The organism is Sphingomonas sp. BRN-1R (genome assembly GCF_057748035.1).
In genome coordinates this window covers 2,407,919-2,433,078 of record NZ_CM173236.1, presented here as the reverse complement: position 1 = coordinate 2,433,078, position 25,160 = coordinate 2,407,919, and the positions used below count along the sequence as shown (strand labels likewise).

General features: G+C 65.6%; 15 protein-coding genes and 1 pseudogene. 5 read left to right on the top strand and 11 right to left on the bottom strand.

Annotated elements, in window-relative coordinates; genetic code table 11:
* Positions 1 to 2: 2 nt before the first annotated feature.
* Positions 3 to 1,364 carry a glycoside hydrolase family 28 protein gene (locus AC3ANX_RS11095; protein WP_488333342.1) on the bottom strand — a complete coding sequence of 454 codons (1,362 nt, stop codon included), beginning with the start codon at positions 1,362 to 1,364 and terminating at the stop codon, positions 3 to 5.
* A 131-nt stretch (positions 1,365 to 1,495) separates the two neighbouring features.
* Here AC3ANX_RS11095 and AC3ANX_RS11090 point away from each other — a divergent pair, with 131 nt between their 5' ends.
* Complete coding sequence (locus AC3ANX_RS11090) at positions 1,496 to 4,396, top strand: TonB-dependent receptor (RefSeq protein WP_488333341.1); 2,901 nt, start codon at positions 1,496 to 1,498, stop codon at positions 4,394 to 4,396.
* 95 nt (positions 4,397 to 4,491) lie between these two features.
* Here the strand turns inward: AC3ANX_RS11090 and AC3ANX_RS11085 are convergent, their stop codons facing one another.
* The 6 genes from AC3ANX_RS11085 to AC3ANX_RS11060 form a co-directional block, all read right to left on the bottom strand.
* Positions 4,492 to 5,193: an SDR family NAD(P)-dependent oxidoreductase gene (locus AC3ANX_RS11085; RefSeq protein WP_488333340.1), complete on the bottom strand. Its 702-nt coding sequence runs from the start codon at positions 5,191 to 5,193 to the stop codon at positions 4,492 to 4,494.
* Positions 5,194 to 5,269: 76 nt separating this feature from the next.
* Positions 5,270 to 6,043, bottom strand: a complete 774-nt coding sequence (locus tag AC3ANX_RS11080; protein WP_488333339.1) for an NAD-dependent epimerase/dehydratase family protein — start codon at positions 6,041 to 6,043, stop codon at positions 5,270 to 5,272.
* 55 nt (positions 6,044 to 6,098) lie between these two features.
* Entirely contained in the window at positions 6,099 to 7,520 is a 1,422-nt protein-coding gene (locus tag AC3ANX_RS11075; RefSeq protein ID WP_488333338.1) for a nucleoside hydrolase-like domain-containing protein, read from the bottom strand.
* Positions 7,520 to 8,851 (bottom strand): MGH1-like glycoside hydrolase domain-containing protein, encoded by a 1,332-nt coding sequence (locus tag AC3ANX_RS11070; RefSeq protein ID WP_488333337.1) that lies wholly within the window; start codon positions 8,849 to 8,851, stop codon positions 7,520 to 7,522. The genes AC3ANX_RS11075 and AC3ANX_RS11070 overlap by 1 nt, the downstream gene beginning before the upstream one ends.
* A gap of 13 nt (positions 8,852 to 8,864) precedes the next feature.
* The gene (locus AC3ANX_RS11065) at positions 8,865 to 11,729 is read right to left on the bottom strand and encodes a TonB-dependent receptor (protein ID WP_488333336.1); all 2,865 of its coding nucleotides are present in this window, start codon (positions 11,727 to 11,729) and stop codon (positions 8,865 to 8,867) included.
* A gap of 110 nt (positions 11,730 to 11,839) precedes the next feature.
* Entirely contained in the window at positions 11,840 to 14,848 is a 3,009-nt protein-coding gene (locus tag AC3ANX_RS11060) for a TonB-dependent receptor (protein ID WP_488333335.1), read from the bottom strand.
* Between the two features lie 644 nt (positions 14,849 to 15,492).
* Here AC3ANX_RS11060 and AC3ANX_RS11055 point away from each other — a divergent pair.
* Positions 15,493 to 16,128 (top strand): annotated as a pseudogene (locus tag AC3ANX_RS11055) (phosphatase PAP2 family protein); the annotation flags it as partial.
* Between the two features lie 68 nt (positions 16,129 to 16,196).
* Complete coding sequence (locus AC3ANX_RS11050; protein WP_488333334.1) at positions 16,197 to 16,550, top strand: phosphatase PAP2 family protein; 354 nt, start codon at positions 16,197 to 16,199, stop codon at positions 16,548 to 16,550.
* Between the two features lie 264 nt (positions 16,551 to 16,814).
* Here the strand turns inward: AC3ANX_RS11050 and AC3ANX_RS11045 are convergent, their stop codons facing one another.
* From AC3ANX_RS11045 to AC3ANX_RS11030, 4 genes are all read right to left on the bottom strand, one after another.
* Positions 16,815 to 18,395 carry an ABC-F family ATP-binding cassette domain-containing protein gene (locus AC3ANX_RS11045; RefSeq protein ID WP_488333333.1) on the bottom strand — a complete coding sequence of 527 codons (1,581 nt, stop codon included), beginning with the start codon at positions 18,393 to 18,395 and terminating at the stop codon, positions 16,815 to 16,817.
* Between the two features lie 148 nt (positions 18,396 to 18,543).
* Complete coding sequence (locus AC3ANX_RS11040) at positions 18,544 to 21,285, bottom strand: ATP-binding protein (RefSeq protein ID WP_488333332.1); 2,742 nt, start codon at positions 21,283 to 21,285, stop codon at positions 18,544 to 18,546.
* 3 nt (positions 21,286 to 21,288) lie between these two features.
* The gene (locus tag AC3ANX_RS11035; RefSeq protein WP_488333331.1) at positions 21,289 to 22,122 is read right to left on the bottom strand and encodes an oxidoreductase; all 834 of its coding nucleotides are present in this window, start codon (positions 22,120 to 22,122) and stop codon (positions 21,289 to 21,291) included.
* Positions 22,123 to 22,182: 60 nt separating this feature from the next.
* Positions 22,183 to 23,265: a redoxin domain-containing protein gene (locus tag AC3ANX_RS11030; RefSeq protein ID WP_488333330.1), complete on the bottom strand. Its 1,083-nt coding sequence runs from the start codon at positions 23,263 to 23,265 to the stop codon at positions 22,183 to 22,185.
* 182 nt (positions 23,266 to 23,447) lie between these two features.
* Here AC3ANX_RS11030 and AC3ANX_RS11025 point away from each other — a divergent pair, with 182 nt between their 5' ends.
* Positions 23,448 to 24,719 (top strand): epoxide hydrolase family protein, encoded by a 1,272-nt coding sequence (locus AC3ANX_RS11025; RefSeq protein ID WP_488333329.1) that lies wholly within the window; start codon positions 23,448 to 23,450, stop codon positions 24,717 to 24,719.
* A 21-nt stretch (positions 24,720 to 24,740) separates the two neighbouring features.
* Positions 24,741 to 25,154: an organic hydroperoxide resistance protein gene (locus AC3ANX_RS11020; RefSeq protein WP_488333328.1), complete on the top strand. Its 414-nt coding sequence runs from the start codon at positions 24,741 to 24,743 to the stop codon at positions 25,152 to 25,154.
* Positions 25,155 to 25,160 lie beyond the last annotated feature (6 nt).

The following is a 25,160-nucleotide window of genomic DNA, read 5'->3' as shown; positions in this document are numbered from 1 at the left end:
CGTCAGGCGTCGACCACCAGGGCTGCGCCGTTCACGCGCACGGTGTCGATGATGAGGCCCGGCACGCCCCTGGCGATCAGATGCGTGCGCTTCGGGTCGGTCAGCGTCACGTCGATATCGCGCAGCGTCACGTTGGAGATTGCGGTGGTGGCATTGCCGGAGATGTTGCCGAACCCGCGCGTGGTGCCGCGCACGTCCTCGATCACGATGTCGCGGATGATGCCGCCCGGCGGCGCGGCGGGCACCTTGGTGCCGTGCGTCAGCCGCGCGTTGACGATCAGCCCGATCGCGGGATCGTCCGCGCCGAACTTCGGGTTGTTGAGCCCGTAGAACACCTCGCCGCGATGCCAGAAATCGACCGGCGTCTCCGCCTGCTGCAAGCGGATGCCGCGCACGTGCAGCCGTTCGTACACCTGACCCGGCGTGTCGGGGCGGATCTTGAAGCGGATCGTCGGAATGTCGCCGACATTGGTGATCCGCTCGACCTTCACGTCGCGCACCACCGTCGCGTTGCTGCCGTAGGTGACGCAGCCGAGCCCCTTCACGAACACGCAATCGTGGATGTGGATGCGCTCGGTCGGTGGTGCCGCGCTGTACGCCGCCGCGCCCGCGCCCTGCGTGCCCTTCAGCGCGATACAGTCGTCGTCCACCGAGAAGCGGCAGCGCCGCACGGTGATATCCTGACAGGAGTCGATGTCGATCGCGTCGCTGCTCGGCGCGCGGATGACGTGGGGCACCTCGTACGAACACTCCTCCACCACCGAGCGGCGGCAGCGGTAGAGGTGCAGGTTCCAGAACGCCGCGTCCTTGAAGGTGACGCCGCTGACCAGCACGTCCTCGCAATCCTGAAGGAAGGCGATCTGCGGAAAGGGATAGACTACCTTGGTCGTGCCGACATGCTCGTCGGACGCGTCGAAGAACGTCCGCCAGAACGGCTCGCCATTGCCGTCGAGCGTGCCCGGCCCGGTGATGCGCAGCCCGCGATGCCCGGTCGCGTTGACCAGCGCCATGCGCAGCGCCTCAGGGTAGGCCTCCACAAAGCGGCGCAGCACCAGCGGATAATCGGACAGGTGCGGCGAGCCCTTGAGCACCGCGCCCTTGGCGAGTTCGAGGCCGACGCCGGGCCTGAGCACGATCGAACCCGACAGGAAAGTGCCCGCCGGCACCACGATCGCGCCGCCCCCCGCCGCCGCGCAGGCGTCGATCGCGCGCTGGATCGCGGCAGTGTTGATCGTGCTGCCATCCGCGACCGCGCCGTAGCGGCGTATGTCGATCCGCCGCCGGGGCGCGGCAACCGCAGGAACGGCGGGGAGCGCGCACAGTAACGCGCCGTGGCGCAGCACGTCTCGCCGCAACAGGTCCATCGCCAACCCTCCCCATTATGGTGCCGGTCAACAGCAGATGATGCCGCTGCCATCTTGTCTTACAGGTTAGTCTGTCTTACAGCTTTGTCCACCCAGAACGACATCAACAGGCGAATGGGGGGAGGACAATCATGATTTCGCGTGATGCACTTGCGCGGGCGACGGTTTCGGCGGCGGCGCTGACGATCGGGCTCGCATTGCCAACCGTAGCCGCGGCGCAGGACAAGACCGGGCCGACCACCGATGGCAGCGCCGCGAAACGCCCAGACGGCACGGCGGGTGACGACACCGACGTTCAGGACATCATCGTCACCGGTTTTCGCGAATCGCTCGACAGCGCGCTTGCGATCAAGCGCAAGGAAACCGGCGTCGTCGACACGATCGTCGCCGAGGATATCGGCAAGTTCCCCGACTCCAATCTCGCCGAATCGATGCAGCGCGTGCCCGGTGTGGCGATCACACGCGGCGATGGCGGCGAGGGCAAGACGATTTCGGTGCGCGGGCTCGGCTCGCAATTCACGCGCGTACGGCTGAACGGCATGGAGGGGGCCAGCTCTACCGGCGCGTCGGACATCCGCTCGGGCTTCGTGTCGTCGCGCTCGTTCGATTTCAGCGCATTCGCGTCCGAGCTGTTCAGCTCGCTGTCGGTGCGCAAGACCAGTTCGGCCGACGTGGAGGAGGGCTCACTCGGCGCGACGGTCGATCTCGAAACGCCGCGGCCGTTGTCGTACAAGCAGGATTTCACCGTCGCGGTGAGCGGGCAGGGCACTTACGACGATCTGCGCAAGCGCTTCAATCCGCGTGCGACGGCGCTGGTGGCGAAGAAGTTCCTGAACGATACGTTCGGCATCGCCGCCTCGGTCGCCTACACCAAACGCTACACGCGCGAGGAAGGCTGGTCGGGCATCGACGTGTTGCAGGGCAGCTCGAACCACTTCTGCTCGCCGGTCGGCTACACGCCGCAAAGCCCGGCCAACAGCGCGCTCAACGGCACCAACGCGGCGAATTGCGCCACCGGCGATCCGCGCCTGCCCAACACGCCGACCAACGCCGCCAATTACGCGGCGGTGGACAGCGCCAACACCTATGTGCCGCGCAGCCCGCGCCTGATCCGTTCGGACCAGGATTATTCGCGGCTCGGCGCGACGGTGACGTTGCAGGCGGAACCCGCGCCCGGCACCAAGTTCAGCCTCGACGGGCTGTTCTCGCGCTACGACGTGACGCGCAGTGACCAGTCGATCACCGCCATCTCCTTCTCACGCAATGCCGCGCAGCACGGCAGCGCCGAGACCTCGGTGCTCGATCAGGTGCGCGACGCCAACGGGACGCTGCAATACGGGCTGTTCAACGGCGTGGACGTCACCAACGATCTTACGCTCACCAAATACACGACCACGTTCAGTCAGATCGATCTGCGCGGCTCGCAGGAGCTTGGGCGGGTGACGGTGGACGGCTATGTCGGCATGTCGCGCACCATCATCGACCGGCCGATGCGCACGCAGATCGGCATCTTCGCCAACAATGTGAACGGCTTCTCCTACGATTTCCGGGGCGGTGGACGCTTTCCGACGCTCAACTGGGGGTTCGACGTCAACAACCCCGCCAATTACGCCTTCGGCCCACCGGCGGTGGACAACACCGTGTTCGGCACGCTCGCCCTCACGCGCGGGCGCGACGAGACCAACAACCGCACGATCGAGCTGAACACCGCCTGGTCGCCGGTCGACGAGATCAAGATCCGCATCGGCGCGCAGTACCGCGATTCGAAGTTCGAGACGGTCAGCCTAAGCCGTGTTACGCAGAACCTCGCGCCCGCGCTGCCCGCCGGGGTGACGATGGCGCAGCTCACCAGCCCGCTGACCGGCTTCGGGCAGTCCGCGCCGGTCGCCACGACGACGGGCTGGGCGATGCCGGACTATCAGAAGTTCGACAGCGTGTTCCACTTCAGCAGCGAAACCGGCGCATTCGCGCTCGCGCCAGCGCCGACCAATACGCTGAAGGAGACGATCAAATCCGGCTACGGCATGGTCGAGTTCCACACCGATGCGCTGCCCGTCGGCATCCGCGGCAACATCGGCGTGCGCTACGTCCACACCGATCAGCAGGGACAGGGCACGCTGGCGGGCGCGCCGATCACGCTGATGCGCAGCTATGACGACTGGCTCCCGTCCGCGACGCTGACCGCCGATATCACCAACAACCTCATCGTGCGCCTCGCCGCCGCCAAGGTGATGGCGCGGCCCGAACTGTCCGATCTGATCCCCGGCGCGGTGTCGATCGCGCTCAACACCCGCACCATCTCGAGCGGCAACTTCCTGCTCAAGCCGATCCGCGCGAAGACGGCGGACGTCTCGCTCGAATATTATTTCGGCAAGGGCGGGCTGATTTCGATCGGCGGTTTTTACAAGGATATCGACACCTACATCCAGACGCTCCAGCGCAACATCCCGTTCAGCGAGACCGGCCTGCCGCTGTCGCTGCTGCAAGGATCGAGCAACACCGCGAGCACCGAATTCACCGTTTCGAACAAGACCAACACGCAGGGCGGCCCGCTGAAGGGCGTCGAGGTCAATTTCCAGATGGGGCTGAGCTTCCTGCCGGGCTTCCTGTCGAACCTCGGCGTGCTGGCGAACTACACCTATGTCGATTCGAAGATCAGCTATTGTACCAACGCGACCTGTACGACCACTACGGTCGCCGATCTCGTCAACCTGTCGAAGAACACCGTCAATGGAACGCTGTACTACGAGGACAGCAAGTTCAGCATCCGCGCGAGCGGATCGTACCGCGACAAATATCTGTTGCAGGTGCCCTCGGGCCGGCCGGGCAGCGACGTACGCGGCAACATCCCGACCTTCTACCTCGATGCATCGGCCTATTATCAGGTCACGCCCGCGTTTCGCCTGATCGTGGAGGCGCAGAACCTGACCAATCAGCAACTCGGGCTATACATGGATTCGGTGCGCGAGGATTCGTTCTACAGCAGCTATAGCGGGCGCAAATTTACCGCCGGTTTCTCGTTCAAGTTCTGATCGGGCGCGGGCGGGCACGGTAGAGCTCGCCTTCGCAGCAAAGTCGGCCGGTGCGAGGACTACGCTTGCCCGCGCACAGCCCTCCTGATCGCACGTTAGCTGCCGTCGGTGATCACGGTGCCGCCATCGACCACGAGCATCTGACCGGTCACGAAAGCGCCGCCGGGACCGGCAAGGAACAGCGCGGCGGCGTCGACCTTCCACGGTTCGCCGATCCGGCGAAGCGGAGTGAGCTGCAACCGTGCCGCATGCGCTTCGGGGCTGCTCAGGATCGCGTCGGCCCAGCGTGTGGCGATCAGCCCCGGTGCGATCGCATCGGCACGGATGCCACGCGGCCCCCATTCCACCGCCAGGTTGCGCGCAAGCTGGCTGAGCGCAGCCTTGGTGAGCCCGTAGAGCCCGATCTTGCCGTTGCCGCGGAGCGCCGCGATGCTCGATGTGACGACGATGCTGCCGCCGCCGTGTTCCGCCATGCCTGGCGCGATGCGCGCGGCGAGACGGGACGGATGGCGCAGATTGACGGCGAAAGCGTCGTCCCACGCGGTATCGCTCGCTTCGCCGATCGGCCCGAAATGCGGGTTGATGCCGGCATTGCAGATCAGCGCGGCGATTCTCCCGAAGCGCGCCTCTGCCGCGCTGGCAAGCGCGTCGAGCGCGGCGGCGTCGCGAACGTCGGTCGGCACGCCGAGCGCGGGTATGCCGCGCGCGTCGAGCGCCTCCGCCAGGGCCAGGCACAGCTCCGCCTCGTTGCTGGCGATCACCAGCGAGGCGCCGGCGTCGGCGAATGCGTCGACCATCGCCCGGCCGATTCCTGTGTCGCGCCGGTTATCAGCACGACCTTGCCGGCCATGCCGAAAGAGCGGTCGAGCTCAGTCATGCGCCGGCCGCCAATACGGCGAGCGCGCGTACGACAAGCCGGTCGAGCGTCCCATCGTGGCGGAAGCCGAGCCGATCTGCGAGCGCGGTATCGAGTGGCGGGAGCCGACCGGACGTGGCTTCTATCGCGCGATCGGGCGCGAAATCGGCGAGCGATGCGGCGTTGCCGGTGATGCGGGAGAGCGTTTCGACAAGCTCGGCCATTGTAACGCGCAGCGCAGGCAGCGTCAGCACTGCCGGCCCGGCGCCGGGCATCGACGCTGCGTGGAGCAGGGCGTCGGCGCAAGCCTCGACCGAAAGCAGCCACATCGTCGCATCAGGCCCGACCGGCAGGGTGATCGGCTCATCGGCGTGGAAGGACGCGAACACATCACTCATGAACGCCGATGTGAAGCCGGCATCGGACCCGGGGCGGGCGACGATCCCCGGGAGACGCACCGAGACAGCGTTGGCCCCGCGGCGGGAAGCATCGGCGACCGCGATCTCGGCCATCCGCTTGTGGGCGCCATAGACGGACGACGGGGAGGGTGCGGTGGCGTCGTCGACCGCAGCGGAGATCGCGCCGAACACCGCGATAGAGCTGGCGTGGACCAGACGCGCACCCGGGGCGAGATCCGCAAGCATATCGAGCGTGACATCGAGATTGACTGCACGCGACGAAGCCGGGTCGACCTCGGCCGCGCCGCCGGGAAGCGCCGCCAGATGGATGATCCGGTCAGCGCCGGTCAATGCCAATCCCAGAGCGTCGCGCCGCGTTACGTCTACGATCATGTCCTGCTCCTTGTGGCGGCACGCGGTCGCAGAAATCGGGGCGTTTCGGCAAAGGTCAGCCGCGCTCCACGTTGATGATGACGCGCCTGTAGCGCGTCAGGCGCGGCGTGCCGTGATCGGTGACGGCGAGGATCACGTGGATCGTGCCGGTGCCGGGCGACACCACCCGGTCGGTCTTGATGCGCAGCCACGCCTTGGGCTGGTCGGCATCCTGCACGGCCAGCTTCACGCCCGAGACGTTGTTCGACATGCTGCGCGTGCCCGCTTCCTCATAGACGAACCAGTCGTAGGACAGCGCGTCGCCGTCCGGATCGGTCGTGCCGACGGCGCTGAGATCGACGCGGTCGCCGGGATGCGCGGTGATCCGCTCCGGCGTGGCGAGGTGCGGCACGGGCGGGTGGTTGGCCTCGGCATAGGGATTGGTCGTCCACGCCATGCGCGCGGCGAAGTCGTTCTGGAAGGCCTCGCGCCAGCGCCACACCGTGGCGTATTGGTCGTCGTGCCAACGCCCATCCTGGCCGAGCACCTCATCGCTGGCGTCGGTCCAGATCGGTCGCGTTTCGGGCGCGAGAAACCACTTTTGCATGCGCGGCGTGTAAAGCTCGTAGCGGCCGCCCCAACTGCCCCAATCGGGATGATCGGGATCGCCAAGGCCATTGTCGACCAGATACAGGAACGACGGCGTGTCGCCCTCCATCTGAAATTTCCAGTTGGGATAGGCGTCGGACAGCGGCCCCTTGCCGCGGATGTTGCGGTTGATCCACTCGTTGGTGACGAGCGAATAGTCACCGCCCGCGAACCGGCCGTGGAAGGTGTCGCCGCTGATGCCGATCCAGGTTGATTTGTGGAAGGTGTTGCCCGGGCTGACGATGTAGAACAGCCCCGGAAATTGGCGGCGGATCCACGGCCCGCTATCGTCCTGATCGGAGATGGCATAGACGCGCAGCTTCGCCACGAACCGGGCGACCGCCGCCTTGGAGCGGGTGGCGCGCACCTTCCACAAGGCCTGCGCGAGGACGCTCGGCCCGCCCCATACCGTCACCCACAGCGGGCGCGCATCGGCGCGGTCGGCGGCGCGGATCAGCAGGTCAGATCCGGTCGAATCCTTGCCCGCGCCGATATTCGCCTGCCCGTCGACCGGCAGGCCCTTGGCGATCACGCCCAGCAGCGCGTCGGCGGTCGGGAAGCCGGTCTCGTGCTTTTCGAGGTTCTCGCGCACCGCGCCGTAGGCGCGCACGACATGCTCGATCCGTTCGGGGAACAGGCCGTCGCCGTTCTTCGTCGCGACCAGCCCCTCGATGTCGAACTGGTTGGCATAGGTCATCAGCCGGACCATCGACATCTGGTCGTCCGGATCGCTGCCGATATCGGTCAGCACGAACAGCCGCTTCTTCGGCACCGGTGCGGCCGGCTCGGCGTGCAGCGGCGCGAGGCCGCACACCAACAGCGCAAGAAACGCGAGCGCGAGGCCGCGCATCACAGCATCTCCAGCACGAGCATGTTCCAGTCCATGAACCCCTTGTGGCTGAGCGGCTTGCCGGTGTCGGGATGGTAATATTCGTTGAGGCTGCCATCGGTGCGCAGCGACGCGGCGAGCAGCGCGACCGTCTTGTCCGCCAGATCGTCCGCCTCTTGGCGGAAGCCGTAGGCGGCGAGCGCCTTCCACGCGAAATAGTTGGCGATGATCCACACGGGGCCAAGCCAGTTGCTCGGGTTGCTGGAGAAGGCCATCGTGTACATCCGCTCCTGATTGGAGAGCGTGCGCACGCCATAGGCGGCGCGCAGCCGGTCGTCGGCGCGGTAGTTGCGCGCCACCAGCGCCTCGGCCTGTTTCGGCGTGGCGAGCCCGCACCACATCGGCAGGAAGCCGGTGAACTGCTGGATGCGCAAGGGCAGCGTCGACCATGACATGGCCATGCCCGGCGCGACATTGGTGATGAGCTCGGCGCGCAGGTCGACGCATTGCACGTCGACCGAGTAGAAGAACGCATCGCGCGCGTCCCAGCACTCCGCGAGGATCGCCGCGCCGAGCTTCTCCGTCCGCCGCGCCAGCGCGTCGCGCTCGGCGGCGGGACGGCCGAGCCGCTTCGACAGTTCGGCCAGCGCGCGCAGATCCTGATAGAGCAGGCAGTTGAGCAGCAGATTGGCCGAGGAGAAAGCCGGCCGGCCGAAGGTGGCGGGATCGTCGTCATTGCCGATCGCGACGTCGTTGCTCCACACCAGCAGCCCGGAGCGGCTCTCGTTATGCGCGTACCAGCTGTCGTGGAAACGCGCGATCTTGCCGATCAGCGGGGCGCACCACGCCGGATCCCCGCCATGCTCTACCGCAAGCAGCGCGAGCTGCGCCATCACCGGCTTGGCCTGGTTGCGCCTGGGATCGTTAAACGGGAAGCGGTTGGCGTCCTTGTCGGTCGACGCCATCACGATCGGCAACCGTCCCTGCGGCGACTGATTGTCGAGGAAGTTGATGAGGCTGCCCTTGGCATGCTCCGCCACGCGCCGCCGGAACGCGGCATCCCCCGTCACGTCGGCCAGCCCGAACAGCCCGCGCGCGGTCCACAACGTGTCCCAGTCCCACAACTCCGCCGAATATTGCTGCTTGGGCAGGGTCGGCGCGATCGAGGGTTCGCGGAACAGCCCCTGCGCCGGGCGCAGCAGGCTCTCTCCGTTCGCCTTGAAATAGTCGATCAACGGGCGTGCGGCGGCGCGCCGGTCGCCGCGTCCGCCGGCTGCGCCCACCGCCGCCGCCGGCACCATGCCGGCGGCGAGCGCGGCGCCGATCGCCTCGCGTCGTGAAAGACGTGTCATCGATCGACCCCCCTTAGAAACGTGCCCGCACGCCCGCATAGAATTGCCGGCCATTGAGACGGTAGTTCACCCAGCGGTCCGCCGCCGAGTCCGAATATTGCACGTCCGCCTGATTGGTGATGTTGATCGCATCGAAGCTGATCGTGATCGACTTGGTGATGTCGTACGAGATCGACGCATCGACATAGGTCGCCGCGCGCGTGCCCGCGACATCCTGATTGAACGCGGCCGGCACGCTGGTCAGGTACTTGTCGCGGTAGTTGGCCGAGACGCGCGCCTGGAAGCCCTGCTTTTCATAATAGAGCGTGCCGTTGAGCGAATTCTTCGACAGGTTGAGCAGGGTCGCCGTCACGAAGATCGGGCTGCCGTCCGGATTGCGCCCGGCGACGTAATTGATGTTCGAATCGACATAGGTGTAGTTCGCCAGCACGCCGAACCCGTCGAACGGTGCCGGCAGGAAAGTGAATTGCTGCTGCACGTTCAGCTCGACGCCCTTGAGCGGCCCGCCCGGCGTGTTGGTGACGTTGGTGATGACGAAGTCGGTATCGGGCGTCACGTTGGTGCCCGCCAGCAGATCGGCGGGCAGGCCCGTGGTCGAATAGGGCGCCGTCACCGTGTTCGACTGGATGTAGGTGCTGATGTCCTTGTAGAAGCCACCGACCGAGATGATCGAGCCGCGCCCCGGATACCATTCGAGCGACAGATCGAGATTGTTCGACTTGTACGGATCGAGATACGGATTGCCGGTCGACACGGTGCGCGAGCCGCCCGACACGCTCACCGTCGTCGCGCCGGCAAGGCTGGCGAGCGGCGGGCGCGAGATCGTCTTGGCGGCGGCGAAGCGCACCACCAGATCCTTGGTCGGCTCCAGCACGAGATTCAGCGAGGGCAGGAAGTTGCGATAGGTGCGGTCGACCTCGGTCGCCACCACGCCGCTCGCCGAGACGCTGGCCGGCACGGTGGTGAGGAAGTTCGATTGCTGGTTGGTGATGGTGAAGCGCCCGCCGACATTGCCGCGCACGCGCATGCCGCCGAGTTCGGTATCCCACGCCGCCATGCCGAAGAACGACCAGTCCTTCTCCGCGACCGAGCGGTTGTCGCCGCGCGCCGCCGACACCGTATCGGATAACGCCGTGCGACCGGTATTGCCGAAGATGTTATAGGCCGCGTCGAACGCCTCGATATTGGGCGTCACCCAGCATTTCGTCGTGCCCGACGGTATGTCGAGCCGGCCGAGCCCGCAGAAGCTCTGCGTCAGCGACTGGATGCTCGATCCGGCCGGGATCGCCGGGAAGTCCGCCTCGCCCAGCGTATAGCGCAGCGACTGCGAGGCGAATTCGTAGCGCTTGAACTCGGCACCAGCGGTCAGCTTCAGCGCGTCGCTCACCGCGAACACCGCGTCGGCGCGCGCGGTGGTGTTGCGGTTCTGGATGTAGTTCGGGCGCAGGCGGATTTCGGGTCCGGTCGGGCCGGTGCCGCCGGGCTGCGTCACGCGCGGGCCGAAATACCAGCTCGCCGGATTGGTGACGTCGGTGCCCCAGTTGATTGCGGGCAGGTTCTGCCCCTTGGGCCGCAGATCGAACGAAAAATTGTCGACGTTGAACGCGTCGATCTGCGTCGACAGGTCCATGAAATTGTCGAAGTCGGACCGCGAATGGCCGACCAGGCCATGCAACGTCAGCCGCTCGCCGATCTTCTGCTCGCCGCTCAGCGTCGCCTGGAAGAACTTGGTGGTGAAGTTGTCGCGGTTATGTTCGGAGCGCAAATCGACATTGTCGAACAGGCCGTAGATCAGCGAGTTGCTGCCGTCGATCACCCCGTCACGCACGATCGTCTCGGGCTTGCCGCCCTGCGATGCGGCGCGGCTGAAGCCGATCGGCTCCAGCGCCCAGTCGTCGCGGCGCACGTCAAATTTCGAATAGAGCAGGTCGAGCGAGATGTTGGTGCGGTCGCTCGGCTTCCACTGCACGCTGCCGGTCAGGCCGAGCCGCTCGGTCTCGCCGACGCCCTGCACGTAGCGCGGGAAGCGCGGATTGTAGACCTTGGGGTTTTGCAGCGCGTTATAGACGGCGAGGTTGGTGCCCGCGCAGGCCGCCGGCCGCGCGACCGGGTTGCAGAAGCCGCCGTCGCCGATGCCCTGGTTCCAGTCGCCCGAATTGCTCTGCTGGAAATTGCCCGACTGCTTGGAGTAGGCGCCCGATACGAGGAAGCCGAGAGTGCCGTCCCTGGTCTGGGTCGAGAACACGGCGGCGAGGCGCGGATCGACCGTCTTCGCCTGATCGTTGTAGCCGCCCTGCGCCGACAGCGTCAGTACGGTGCCCTTGAAGTTGAGCGGTCGCGCGGTGGTAAGATCGACCGTCGCGCCGAGCGAGCCTTCGGGCAGGTCCGCCGCCGCCGTCTTGCGCACGTCGATCTGGCTGAACAGTTCGGAGGCGAACACGTTGAAATCGAACCCGCGCGAGCGGTTGGCGCCGTTATAGCCGTCGGTGGTCGCCTGGCTTTCCATGCCGTTGATGCGCGTCGAGGTGAAATCCCCGCCGAGCCCGCGCACCGAGATCGAGCGGCCCTGACCCTGATCGCGCGAGATGGCGATGCCCGGCACGCGCTGGATCGATTCGGCGAGGTTGTTGTCGGGGAACTTGGCGATATCCTCCGCGACGATCGTGTCGACCACGCCCGCGCTCTGCCGCTTGATGTCGAGCGCGCGTTCAAGGCTGCCGCGGAAACCGGTGACGACGATGTCCTCAGCGGGCTGTGCGTCGGTCGGAAGCGGCGCGGGCGCGTCCTGGGCGAAGGCTTGGCAGGTCAGCGCCAGCGAAGCGGACGTTAGCAGCGCGGCACGGTTGGCCAGCCGACGAAACCTCAAGAGTTGCAGCATCATCTTCTCCCGGAGATTGATCTTGTTTTGATTACGTCACGCACCTGCGCGGCGAGGCCGGTCGCGTGCCGGTCGGCCGGCGGCGCGCGCCACGGCCGACCGTCGTTCAATTACATCTTGTAGCGAGCGCCGAAGAGGACGGTCCGGCCGAAGTGGTTGTTCTCATAGGCACGGTCGGTCGCCTGATCGACGTAGCGATCGCGATACTCGTCGGTCAGGTTTACGCCCTCCAGTGAGAGTTCCACCTGTTTGGTGAGTTTGTAGCGTATCGACCCGTCAATATTGATGGTCGAGTTGTAGCCTTCGAAGACGTTGCCGCTCGAACTGCCCTGATCGATGAAGCCGCTGCGGTAACTTGCCGATACGCGAGCCGAGAACCGCTTGCCCTCGTAATACAGCGTTCCGTTGAACGAGCGTTTGGAAAGGCCGTACAGCGTGCCGGCGAACAGGCGTGGTGCGGGGATCAGCAATCCGCCCGTCGCCTGGAAACCGGTCGACGGCGGTTGCAGCGTGTAGTTCGCGTTGGAGCCGACGAAGGTCGCGTTCACGATGCCGCCGAACTTCGACAGGAAGCCCGGCAGGAAGGTGAACGGACTTTGCAGCGAAACCTCGACGCCGCGCAGGTCGGCGCCAGTGCCGTTGACGGTCGTGTTGATCGTCCAGAGCTGCGCCTCCGGATTGCCGGCGGCGGTGGAATTGGCCGGGATGAGCGACACCGGCAGCCCGGTCGAGGCATAGGTGCCGACGATCGCCTGCCCGACCGGGAAGCTCTGCACATCCTTTTTGAACACCGCGACCGAGAAAATCGAACCCGGGCGGAAATACCATTCGATCGCCGCATCATACGCGGTCGCGCGATAGGGGTCGAGTTGCGGATTGCCGAACGTCACGCGAAAGTTGTTGCCGTCGACCGTGCCGCCCGGCGTCACCGCGCTCAGCGTCGGTCGCGTCATCACGCGTCCGACCGAAGCGCGCACGATCAGCTTGGAGGTCGGATAAAAAGCGGTGTTGAACGACGGCAGCCAGTCATCGTAGCTACGCCCGATCGTCACGTTCGCGCCATTGTTGTAGCCGGACGAACTCTGGTCCGTCCGAACATATCGAACGCCGCCGTTGAACGCGTAATCCAGGCCGAACAACGAGCCCTTGGCGTCCACCTGCATGTAGCCGCCATAGCTCGTCTCGCTTACCGACCGCACCGCCGTCAGATCGGTGACGGCGGTGCGCTGGTACAGCTTCACGAAGTCCGATGCGGCCGGATAGTTCGCCACGAGCCATGCGTTGGTATTACCCGAAGGCTGCCCCGTCGAGCCGAGCGTGAACAGTTCAGCCAGATTGGACGTCACCGGGAAGCCATAGACCGCGTTCGGCCCGAACACGCTCGACGGCGTGCATCGTAATGTGCCGAGCACCGCATCCGTCCCGCCCGCCGCGCTGGGGCAGACGACCGTGCCGCGCTCGGCGGCGGTGGTGGCGAAGTTGAAGCGTCGCCACACCCCGCCGGTCTTGAGCTGGAAGCCCTCCGCGACATCCCATTCGGTGCGAAGCTGCGCGGTGCGGAAATCGTTGACGACGCTGTTCGGCCGGTCGCGGATCTCGGACAGCTGGAAGGTCGACGGATCTGTCACCGACGTGCCGAACGACAATTTGGGATGCCGCGAGTCGGTGTAATCGTAGCTGTAGCCCTGCGCGTCCTTGTCGTCGAACATCAGCGTCGATTCATACGGCACGTCCGAATCGGACTTCGAATAGCCGCCGAGCACCGTGAAGCGCAGCTTGTCGGTGACGTCCTGATCGAGCGAGCCGCCGATCTGGTAGAAGGTGACGACCTGCTTGCGATTGAAATGCTCGGTGCGGACGTAAGCGTCGTTGAGCGTCGCCTTAATGAGATTGTTGTTCTGGTCGATCGCATAGTTCACCACGTCGACGGATCGTTCGTTCGAGCGCAGCAGCACTTCGGCCCAGCGTTCCTGGCGCAGATCCTGAAAGCGCGAGAACAGGCCGTCGATCGAAATCTTGGTGCGGTCGCTCGGCTCCCATTGCACGCTGCCGGTGATGCCGAGACGCTCGCGGTCATGATAGACCTCGCCATAGCGCGGAATGCGCGGATGGAACGCGAACGATACCGCATCGCAGCCCGCGTTCAGACCGGGGCGGTACGTGCCGCCGCTGTTGCGGCTCGGCGTGAGCGGACCGCCTGCGGCGCCGGTGTAGAAACACGGCGTCCCACCGACCGAGTCGAACTCGGCCTGCGCCCAGCGCACGGTGTTGTTGCTGAGTTCCAGCGTCTTCAACCGCGAGTAAGCGGCGGACAAGGAGACGCCGAACCGACCGCTCGGCGCCTTCCAAGCGAGCAGCCCGGCGACGCGCGGGCCGACCGTCTTCGACAGATCGTTATAGCTGCCGCTGGCCGACCCGACGACCGTCAGTCCCGTCTTGCCGCCAAGCGGATTGCCGGTGTTCAGATCGACCACCGCACCCAGCGACCCTTCGTCGAGCGACGGCTCGGCCGTCTTGTGCACGACCACCGAGTTGAACAGTTCCGAGGCGAAGACGTTGAAATCGAACGCGCGGTCGCGGTTCGCACCGGCACCGTCGCTCGCGGTGGCAATAGTCTCCAGGCCGTTGACGCGCACACGCGTGAACTGAGCGCCGAGCCCCCGTACCGTGATCGCGCGCCCTTCGCCGCCATCGCGCTGGATGCTGATGCCCGGGACCCTTTGCAACGATTCGGCCAGGTTCTGATCCGGAAACTTGGCAATATCCTCGGCGACGATCGCGTCCACCGAACCGACCGTGTTCCGCTTCAGGTTGAGCGCCGCCTCCAGGGATCGCCGGAAGCCGGTCACTACGATGTCGTTGCTGTCAGCTACGCCGTCCCTCGACGGCGTTGACCCTTGGTCCGCAGCCTCAGGAACCGAAGCCGCCGGATCACGATTTGCCTGCGCTGGTGCGACGTGAGCCTGCGCAGAAGCATTCGAGAGCGCCGCCCCTGGAGCCTGTGCCACCTGCGCCGACGCGACAGCAGGGAAAAGCAACGCGCTGCTAACGGCGACAACAGACGTACTCGCTACCACCCGTACACGCGAGTTGTGAAACAATACGCAAGCTCTAGCCATGAACGTCCTCCCTCTTGGCCACGCAACGCGCGATCCATTTGATTCAGAGGAGATTCACAGCCTCCCCCTCCCAAGACGCCGGTTTATGACCGATCGTTCATGAAGTGTTGCTACCGGTATCATCGTAAAAGATCAACGGTGTTCGAAGGAAAAGCGAAGCGTTCCGAAATTTTGGCGATGCCACCATGCTTGGCTTGAACGTGGCGGAGAAGACGGTCACGGCGTTGTCGACCCGCCCTCGTGACATGCCGCTTTTGCAGCGGGAAAGTGCGCGTGGTGCTTAAAACAGGCGCGGTTGTCACCGGTGTCGGCGCAGTTGGAGGAGGGGAGGGGGGTACAGCGTTCCAGCGCCGGGGCGGAATCATGTAGGCTGAATGCCGGCTCGCCGTAGCAGCCACGAAGCGGTGATGTAGTCGAAGTTGCGGATTACGGCAGCGCGATGCTGTTGTTTGATCGCGATCGGGAAGCATGGCAGGATCCGCAGGGCCGTGTGGTGCTTATTTCTGCACTGGCGAACGAAGGTGATCAGCGGCGCGGAACGGCGACTGTGCTTACGGCAGCACTGGTAAGGCTCCGGCAGCGAGACAATTGGTTCTGCAAGGCCTTCGAAGCCATGCTGCCGATCGGACTACAAGTACCCGCAGATGAAGGGTCTGTCCAACTTACAGCGGCTCAACTTCCGTGAACGAATTCTCAACAAAGCCTACGTAGTTCCCCTTATATGCGTCGGGGGGATTGCAATCATGGAAAACATAAGCACTCCACGCCAAGAGGTGTGGGGAATTGTGTGGGCGTATCTCGCCGCGTGCTTCTTGATCTTTTGCATCTCCGGTTTCAGTGTCCGTTTAGACGAGGGCGTAGGCAGGTGTGTTACCGTTATCGTCGGGGCGCTCGCGTGTGCCTTCCTCTACAGGTACAGAGTTTTCCCCATCCTGACGGCTGGATTGGGTGGTATCAACCAATATGGACTGATTTGCCTGGCGAGCGTAATGCTCATCTATTCGGCTGCAACATCGCACCAGCCATTGCATGATGAGATGATGCTCAACTTTGATGAAAGCTTGGGTTATAAGTGGTGGTCGTACGCGCACTTCGTAGCAGCAAACCCAAAATTTCTCATAATTCTATCATTCTGCTACGCAAGTATAGCGTGGCAGCCTATGATGATATCGCTGTTTGCATCCGTCTCACGTCAGCACCGCCGTCTAGATACATACGTACTGGCGACGATGTTTTCGCTTATGGCAACGGCGATCATGTTTGCTCTGCTCCCCGTTACAACGGCGTGGGACTACCTCCATTTGAGACCCAACGATCTACAAGACATCCTTCCAACGAGCACCTCTGGATGGGTGAAAAACTTGCTGGATCTGCGAGGCGGCATGATTACTCCGTCTCTCTTCGTGAAGACTCCAGTCTGGTCGGATTTCCCAGCTTTCACATGGAAGCTGTCGTTCTTGGGAGCTGGTTCTTTTGGAGTAATCGTGTCCTCCGCTGGCCGGCCATCCTGCTCAACGTCTTCATGGCAGCGGCGGCGCCGCTCTTCGGTGGCCACTACATCGCTGACCTGATCGCTGGTGCGTTCGTCGCCCTCGGAAGCATTTACATCTCGCCGAGTATATTGCGCTACATCGTGGATGACCGACAACGTCGTCAATATGTACTGATGCGGTTGCAGGACTCACAACGACTTTCTAGCTAATTGAGCTGAAACGATGTTCTTTCCGGCACCCAAGTCGTGGTCCATGGAAGGTCCACCCTCAAAAAGTCGGACACGAACCTTTGCCAAACGACCCAAAAAGCTCGTGATTCGCGGGCCCTCCCGACCAATGTCGGTCGTTGATCTGAGCTTTGACGAACGTCTGGTTCTGACGAAATCTGCCGATGACTTGATTGAACCAGACGATCTGCGACGCTCACCCGCACGCCCCAGGCATCGTAGCCCGCTACGTGCGTTATGGCCGCTTCAGATTGGTGATAATGCAATGCGTCGCGAGATACCGATGGCCGCTAGAAATTCCTCGTCGTGGCTGGTTACCAGCAAAGCACCGTCGAAGGCGGTTAGCCCCGCTTCAATCGCGGCGATGGAATCGAGATCGAGATGGTTCGTCGGCTCATCAAGAATGAGCAATTGGGGCGGGGTACCTCCAAAAATGCAGGCGAGTCCAGCACGGATTAACTGACCTCCGCTCAGCGTCCCGGCGAGCTGGTCCGCGGCATCCGCCTTGAACTGGAACCGGGCCAGGGCAGTGCGACACGCGAACGCGTCGGCGCCCTTGTTACGGGCTTGGAAATTACGGACGATCGAAAGGCCGGGATCGAGAATGTCGACAGTTTGATCGAGCATCGCAAAGTCAGGTGTTCGCAAGATCCGGCCGGTCCAAGGCTTCCTGCGGCCGCTAATGACCTTGAGCAGCGTGGTCTTCCCTGATCCGTTCGGTCCGTTGATAGCGATCCGCTCCGGCCCAATAACCGTGAACGACAGGTCGCGAATGATCGGCTTGGCCGAGTCATAGCCCGCCGTAACATGCTCCACCGTCAGGACGGTCTTGGCAGGTGACAGGGCCGTCTTCGTCAGACTGATTGCCATCGTCTGGAGGATTTCGACCTGCTCGCGCGCGGCTATCGCCGCAGCGGACGCTTCCGCGCGTTGCCGTTCGGCAAGCCGCGCGTTATCCCCGCCACTGTTCTCGGCACGTTGCTTGCGGGCGCCCACGAGGATGCGCGGCAAGTCGCCCCGAACACCTTTCCGATTTCCCGCAGCGTCACGCCGTTGCTTTCGCTCCACAGCAATCTGGTTCTTATGCGCGATCTCGGCGATCTGCCTTTCGGCGACATCAAGGTTATGCCGAAGCGTCGCGAGTTCGATCGCTTTACGCTCGCGGTACTGCGTCCAGTTTCCCCCATATCGCTTGGCGCCGAGCGCCGTCATGTCGATAATCGCATCCATGGTATCCAGGAGCTCGCGATCATGGCTGGCGATGATCGCTCCTGCTTGCCAGTCGCCAAGCAACTCGAGCAAGGCCGCACGGCCATCGCGATCGAGATTATTTGTGGGTTCGTCCAGCAGCAGGAAGTCGGGCTGGCGCAGGACCACGGCGGCCATCGCGGCGCGCGTGCGTTGGCCGCCCGACAATTGGCCGAGCATAGTTTGGGGCGCAGCATCGAGCCTGACACTGGCGAGCGCTGCTGCGATCTTAGCATCCAACGACCAGTCGGCGCTGGACATCTCGTCGATGCTCGCTTGGCCGCGTTCGGCACGGCGCAATACGTCTAGATCGGCAGAGACGCCGAACAGATCGGCGATCGTATCGTCTTGCCGTACCTGAACGATCTGGCGCAGCATAGCGGTCGTACCTTGAACGATGATCCGGCCAGCGATCGGTTCGTAGTCGCCTGAGAGTAGCTTCAGCAGGCTCGTCTTGCCAACGCCGTTACGGCCGACAACTCCGGCGCGTTCTACCTTGAAGGTCAGGTTGAGATTAGAGATGACCGGGTGGCCATCGGGCGTCGACCAGCAAAGGCCGACCGTTTTGATCGCGGGCATGGAACACTTCCTGAAGGCAACGTTTTTGCTTGCTGTCAGGCTTGAGATCACATGCGCTTCGCGGGTCCTTTCAGAAGGGGATCATCTTTAGAGCCTGCCTTCAAAACGGGCAAGATTGAGTAGCGTGCAGGAAAGCGACGACGCCAGCTCAGGACGTCTCGTCAGCCAGCGCAGTCGAACAGCGACGCTCCCACGCGACTGCGGTCTGCTCCCGCGCCAGCGTGATCGCTTCCCAAAGGATCGTCTCGGCCGCGCCGTTCTCTTGATGCATCTTCGAAATCGCCGCCTTGGCCCGAAGCAGCTCGGGAACGAGCAGGCGTTCGCCGTTCGCGTCGCACTGCGCGATCGTCGCGTCGAGCAGGTCGCGGGCTTCGGCCGTTCGGCCATCGAGCATCAGGCCGCGCGCGAGCGCGAGCGAGAAGGGGGTTGTCAGGAGTTCGTAGCGGGCGGCGCGCAGGCGGGAGAGGCTTTCCTCCAACGCGCCCAGCGCGCCACCGGCGCGGCCGCGCTCGACCTCCAGTTCGCCGCGCAGGCCTCCGACGGCGGCGATATAGGGGCCGAGCGCGTTAGCCTCCGCGCATCCGGCGAAGAGGGCGAGCACACGCTCCGCCTCCACCAGATCGCCCGCCCAGAGATGGACCGAGAAAGACCAGAGCATGGCGATGCAGCGCGTGACGGCGTGGTCGAGGTCATCGGCATCGGCGACGGTCTGCTTGGCGAGCTGCAACGCCGACTCGGCATGGCCCATCAGCCACAAGGCGCGGGCGAGGGCGATGGCCGAGCGGTTGCGATGGTCAAAGCCGTAATGGGCCGTGCGGCTGCGCTGCGACGGCGCGCTTTTCTCGAGCGAGAGCGTAAGGTCCGCGTGCGCGCGCGCCTGATCGCCAGCCAGATGATGCGAAATGCCCGACAACGAATAGGCGACACCTAGCGCCTCCGGCTCGTCGATCGCCTTCGCGACCTCGACGGCGCGTTCGGCATGGCCGAACGCGACCGCATAGTCGCCGAGCCGCTCGTGGAAGATGTGCAACCGGCCGAGGATGTGAAGCTGGTTCCAGCGATCGCCGAGCGCGGAGGCGACCTCGAGCGCGCGCGACAGCGCCGCGCTGGCCGCCTGGCTGTTGCCGCGCGTGAACATCAGCGCGGTGCCGAGGCCGGCCTGAAGCTCAAGCTCGATCGCGGTGCCGCGCTGAACCTCCTCGATGATCGTCAGCGCGCGGCCGCACCATGTCCGGCACTCGACCAGCGAGGAGAGGTTGAGGAACACGCGCGCGCTCGCGGCGGCGAGCCGCACCGCCAGCCGCATATTGCCCTCCCCGCCGAACACCCAGTCGAGCGCGCTACGGATGTTGCCGAGCTGCTGACGGAGCGCGCGCGCATCGTGCAACGCCTCGGCGTCCTGCGTCGCGGCAGCGTCGATCTCGCCGAGGTAGAAGGCGGCGTGGCGGCGCGCGGTCGCTCGGGGCTCGTCGGTGCCGCGCGCGTGCAGCTTCTCCCGCGCATAGGCCCGCGTCATCTCGAGCAGGCGGTACAGCCCGGTACCGCGCGCGCGTTGCGGTACGACCAGGGATTTGGCGGCGAGTTCGTCGAGCGCGGCGGCAACCTCGTCGGCGCTGATCCGCGTGTCGGCGGCCACCTCGAGCGCGGCGTCGATCGAAAACAGCCCGACGAACACCGCGAGCCGCGCCAGCACGATCTGCTCGACCTCCGACAGAAGGTCGTAACTCCAGTCTAGCGTGGCCTGCAGCGTCTGCTGGCGGGGGGCGGCATTGCGGCGGCCCGGCCAGCCGAGGCTGAACCGCTCGCCCAGCAGCCGCGCCGTCGCCTCTATGCCGTGCGTGGCGACGCGGACGGCGGCAAGCTCGATCGGTAGCGCCATGCCGTCGAGCCGCCGGCACATGTCCGCGATCAGCCGCGCGGTCGATTCATCGATGCGAAGCGCGCTGTCGCCGGCCAGCGCGCGCTCGCAGAACAATTGCACCGCCGGATAGGCCAGAAGCTGTTCGCGGCCCAGGCCCTCGGGATCGTCCGGATAAGCGAGCGCGTCGAGGCGATGGATATGCTCGCCGCGAATGCGCATCGGCTCACGCGAGGTGGCGAGGATGTGCGCGTTCGGTGCGGCATCGACCATGCGCTCGACGATAGCGGCGGTCGCCTCGATGACATGCTCGCAATTGTCTAGCACCAGCAGGATCTTGCGGTCGCGGATGTGGCCGAGGATGACGGCGAGCGGATCGTCACTGGGCACCGCGATCATCATCGCACCGGCGATCATCTGCGGCACCAGCGCCGGGTCTTCGAGCAGGCTGAAATCGACGAACGTCACCTGATCGCCGAACGCATCGCCGAGCCGGTGGGCAAGCTCGACCGCCAGCGTCGTCTTGCCAACGCCGGCCGGGCCGACGATCGTGAACAAGGGCGTGGTAACGATGCGCTCGGCGAGCAGGTGCAGGTCGGCGTCGCGGCCGATCAGATGCGGCAGGCGCGACGGCATGTTGATCGTGGCGGCGGGCCGGGGCGGGGGCGCCGCCACGGCTTCCACGGTGCCCTGCGCGGAACGTTTCTCAACCGGCGCGACGAAGGCGTAGCCGACGCCGACCTGCGTCGCGATGTAACGCGCGCCGTCCTGCCCGTCGCCCAGCAGCTTGCGCAGGCCCGCCATGTGGAAGCGCAGGCTGCCGTCCTCCACCACCACGTCTGACCAGACACGCTTCAGCAGCTCGCGCTTGGACAGGACGCGACCCGGCTGCTCGACCAGCACCGCGAGCAGATCGAACGAACGGCCGCCAATCTCCACGGCCACGCCGTCACGGGTGAGCAGCCGTTCCGAGACGGAGAGACAGAAGGGCCCGAAGCCGACCCGCTCGCCCACAGGATCCGCAGCCGCCATCGCTCAGCCGTCGCTGGGAAAATCGGTCGAAACGCTGAGCGCGCGCCACGCCGCCAGCTCGTCCAGCCGCGCGCGGTCGCTGCGTTCCAGCGCCGTCACCGCGTCCGAGCCGAGCGGCAGCCGCAGCGGCGGCCGCTCGGCCGCAACGGCGGTGAGGATCGCCTGCGCGCCGCGCCTGGGGTCGCCGGGTTGCTTGCCGTCATAGGCCTGCTGCATCCGCGCGGCCTTGCCCACCACCGCGTCATATTCGGGGCGGCCTGCGGCGATATTGGTCGAGGCGCCGGCGAAATCGGTACGGAAGCCGCCCGGCTCGACGATGGTCACGCGCACGCCGACCAGCGCCATCTCCTGCGCGAGCACTTCGGAGAACCCCTCCACGCCCCATTTCGCGGCGGAATAGGGCGCGCGGCCCGGCGCGCCGAGCCTGCCGCCGACCGAGGAGAATTGCACGATATGGCCGCTGCGGCGCTCCCGCATGTGGGGGATGGCGGCCTTGGTCATGATGATCGTGCCGAACAGGTTGGTCTCGATCTGCCGGCGGAACGCGTCGAGCGGCGTGTCCTCCACCGATCCGACATCGCCATAGCCGGCGTTGTTCACCAGCACGTCGAGCTGGCCGAACGCACCAATTGCGGCCGCGACCGCGTCCGCCGCCTGCGCCTCGTCAGTGACGTCCAGCGGCGCGGTGACGAGCTGGCCGGGGCGGGCCGACAGCGCTTCGAGCTGGCGCGGATCGCGCGCCGTCGCGACGAGATTGTCGCCCGATTGCAGCACCGCCTCGCACAGCGCCCGCCCGAACCCGCGCGAGCCGCCGGTAATCAACCATGTCCGTGCCATGATTCCAAGCCCTCCTAGGTTGATATAAATGATTCTGGAACTGTCGTTCAAGATGACTTTTCAGCCGAAGGTGAATACATAAGCGCGCACGCCCGGCCGGCTGAACTCGACCGTCACCGTGTGATCGCCGACAGCGCCGGCCTGCCGCACGAGCTGGTAGAGCCGATCCTGCCGCACCGCGCCCCAGCCCTCGGCATCGACATCGGCACCGTGGCTCGCGCCCGGCGCGGCCCCGTCGAGAAGCACCCGGAAGCGCACTGGCTTGCCGTCGCCCGTGCCGCCGAGCACGAGGTGAAGGTCGCGCGCATGGAAGTGATACCGGATCGTGCCACCTGCGCTCACCAGCGTCGCGAACTCGCGCCCGGCCGACCAGGCGCCGGCGAAATCCCATTGATTGAGCGCCAGGCTCGACGCCGGCATATAGGTTTGGACGGCATCTTGCCTCAACCCGCCCGGCGAGCGGAAGCCGTCCGCCTTGGCGTAACCGAGGTACGATTCCGGCGAGCGCAGATCCTGCCAGTCCGCGGCGGCCTGGCTGCCGGTGCCGGTCGCCGGCGCGGCCGGGATCGCCGACACGTCCTGCCCGGCCTCGGCCAGCAGCGTGCGGATGAGCCGCTCGGTCTCGTCGTAATGGCCTTCGCCGAGGCGGTAGCCGCGCACCTTGCCGCGCGCGTCGATGACGTAGAAGCCGGGCCAGCCCTCGTTGCCGAAGCGCTGCCATGTCGCGTAGCGATTGTCCTGCACAATGGGGTAGGTGACGCCGAGGGCGCGCAGCGCGGTGCGCACGTTGGCGGGATCTTTCTCGAACGCGAATTCCGGCGCATGGACGCCGACGACCACCAGCCCCTTGTCGCGGTAGCGCTGGTCCCATGCGCGCAGTGCCGGCAGCGCGCGCAGCGAGTTGATGCAGGAATAGGTCCAGAAATTCACCACCACGACCTTGCCGCGCAATCCGGCCGCCCCGCCTAGCACGGCGGTGAGCCAGGGCGCGGCGTCGGACAGCGCCGCCAGCGGCGCGGCGGGCGCCCCGGCCGTCGGCTTGGCGGCGACCAGCGCCAGCGCGTCATCAAAGCAAAGCGCCGTGGTGGTGCCGGCAGTCAGTGCCGCCACGGCGGCGAAGGTAAGCGAGCGTATTGTGAACATGGCCAGTCCCCGAACTGTGTGATCGCCAAGATAGGCACGTCGCACGCGCGCCGGTGTTAGGCATCGCCCGTGCGGCGTTAGGCGCTGCCAGCCGCCGGCTAACACCGCATCACCGGCGATAACGGGCGTTGCGCGCCGTTCCCGCTAACCTCGGCCGCATCGCAACGAGGGGCCAGGAACCGATGCTCGACGAACTGAAGACGACGCGCCGCACCTTCATCGCGGGGGCTGCCGCAGCGGGGGCAGCAAGTATGGTGCCCGGAATGCTGCGCGCCGCGACCGGCGGTGCGTCGATCCGCCCGTTCAGGGTCTCGATGCCCGAGGCGGATATCGCCGCGATGAAGCGCCGCATCGCCGATACGCGCTGGGCCGACGCGCAGCCCGCCCCGGACGATGGGCAGGGCGTGCGTCGCCAGACGCTGGAACCGTTGCTGCACTATTGGGGTGGGGCCTACGACTGGCGCAAGGTCGAGGCGCGGCTCAACGCGCTGCCGATGTTCATGACCGAGATCGACGGGCTCGACATCCACTTCATCCATGTCCGCTCGCGGCATGAGAAGGCGATGCCGATGATCCTGACGCACGGCTGGCCCGGCTCGATTCTGGAGTTCCTGAAGGTCATCGACCCGCTGACCAACCCGACCGCGCATGGCGGCACGGCGGACGACGCCTTCCACCTCGTCATCCCGTCGATCCCGGGCTTCGGTTTTTCGGCGAAGCCGACGCAGGTGGGCTGGGGCTCCGACCATATCGGTCGCGCCTGGGCGACGCTGATGCAGCGGCTCGGCTATGCGCGATACGTGTCGCAGGGCGGCGACTGCGGCTCGGTCATCTCGCAGCGCATGGCGCTCCAGAAGGTGCCGGGGCTGCTCGCCATCCATCTCAACATGCCGGCAGTGGTGCCGGCGGATATCGCGCGGACGCTCGCCGCCGGCGATCCCGCGCCCGCAACGCTCAGTCCCAAGGAGCGCGACGCGTTCGACCAGCTCGCCACCTTCTACCGCGACAATGCCGGCTATGCGATCGAGATGAACACCCGCCCGCAGACGATCGGCTATGCGCTGGTCGACTCGCCGGTCGCGCTGGCCGCGTGGATGTACGAGAAGATCGCGCAGTGGGTGGACGGCCAGGGCGATCCGCTCCGCGTGCTGACCCGCGACGAGATCCTCGACGACATCTCGCTCTATTGGCTGACCGGAACGGGCGCTTCGGCCGCCCGGATCTATTGGGAAGACCATAGCAACAATTTCAACGCGCGCGGCGTCATCGACCTGCCGGTGGCGGTCACCGTGTTCCCCGGCGAGATCTTCCGCGCGCCGAAAAGCTGGGCGGAGCGCGCCTACACGAACCTGTTCTACTTCAACGAAGCGCCGGGCGGCGGCCATTTCGCCGCCTGGGAGCGGCCGGCGATCTTCGCCGCCGAGGTGCGCGCCGCCTTCCGACACATCCGCTGACCCATCATCCGGAGACCAACCATGTCCGACACCAAGACCCTCTACACCGCCAACGTCCACGTCACCGGTGGCCGCGACGGCGCGGCGCGCAGCGATGACGGCCGGCTCGACCTCAAGCTTTCATCGCCGGGCGGGCCGGGGCAGGGCACCAACCCCGAGCAGCTGTTCGCCGCCGGCTGGTCGGCCTGCTTCCAGGGCGCGATCGGCCACGCTGCGCACGCCCGCGGCATCGCGCTGCCCGCCGGCCTCGCGATCGACGCCGAGGTGAGCCTGCGGCAGGGCGAGGACGGCTTCTCGCTCGCCGCGCGGCTGAACGTCCGCATGCCCGGCATCGAGCAGGAGGTCGCGCGCCAGCTGATCGACGCCGCGCACCGCACCTGCCCCTATTCCAAGGCGATCAAGGGCAACATCGACGCCGTCGTCACGCTCGCCTGACCTCGG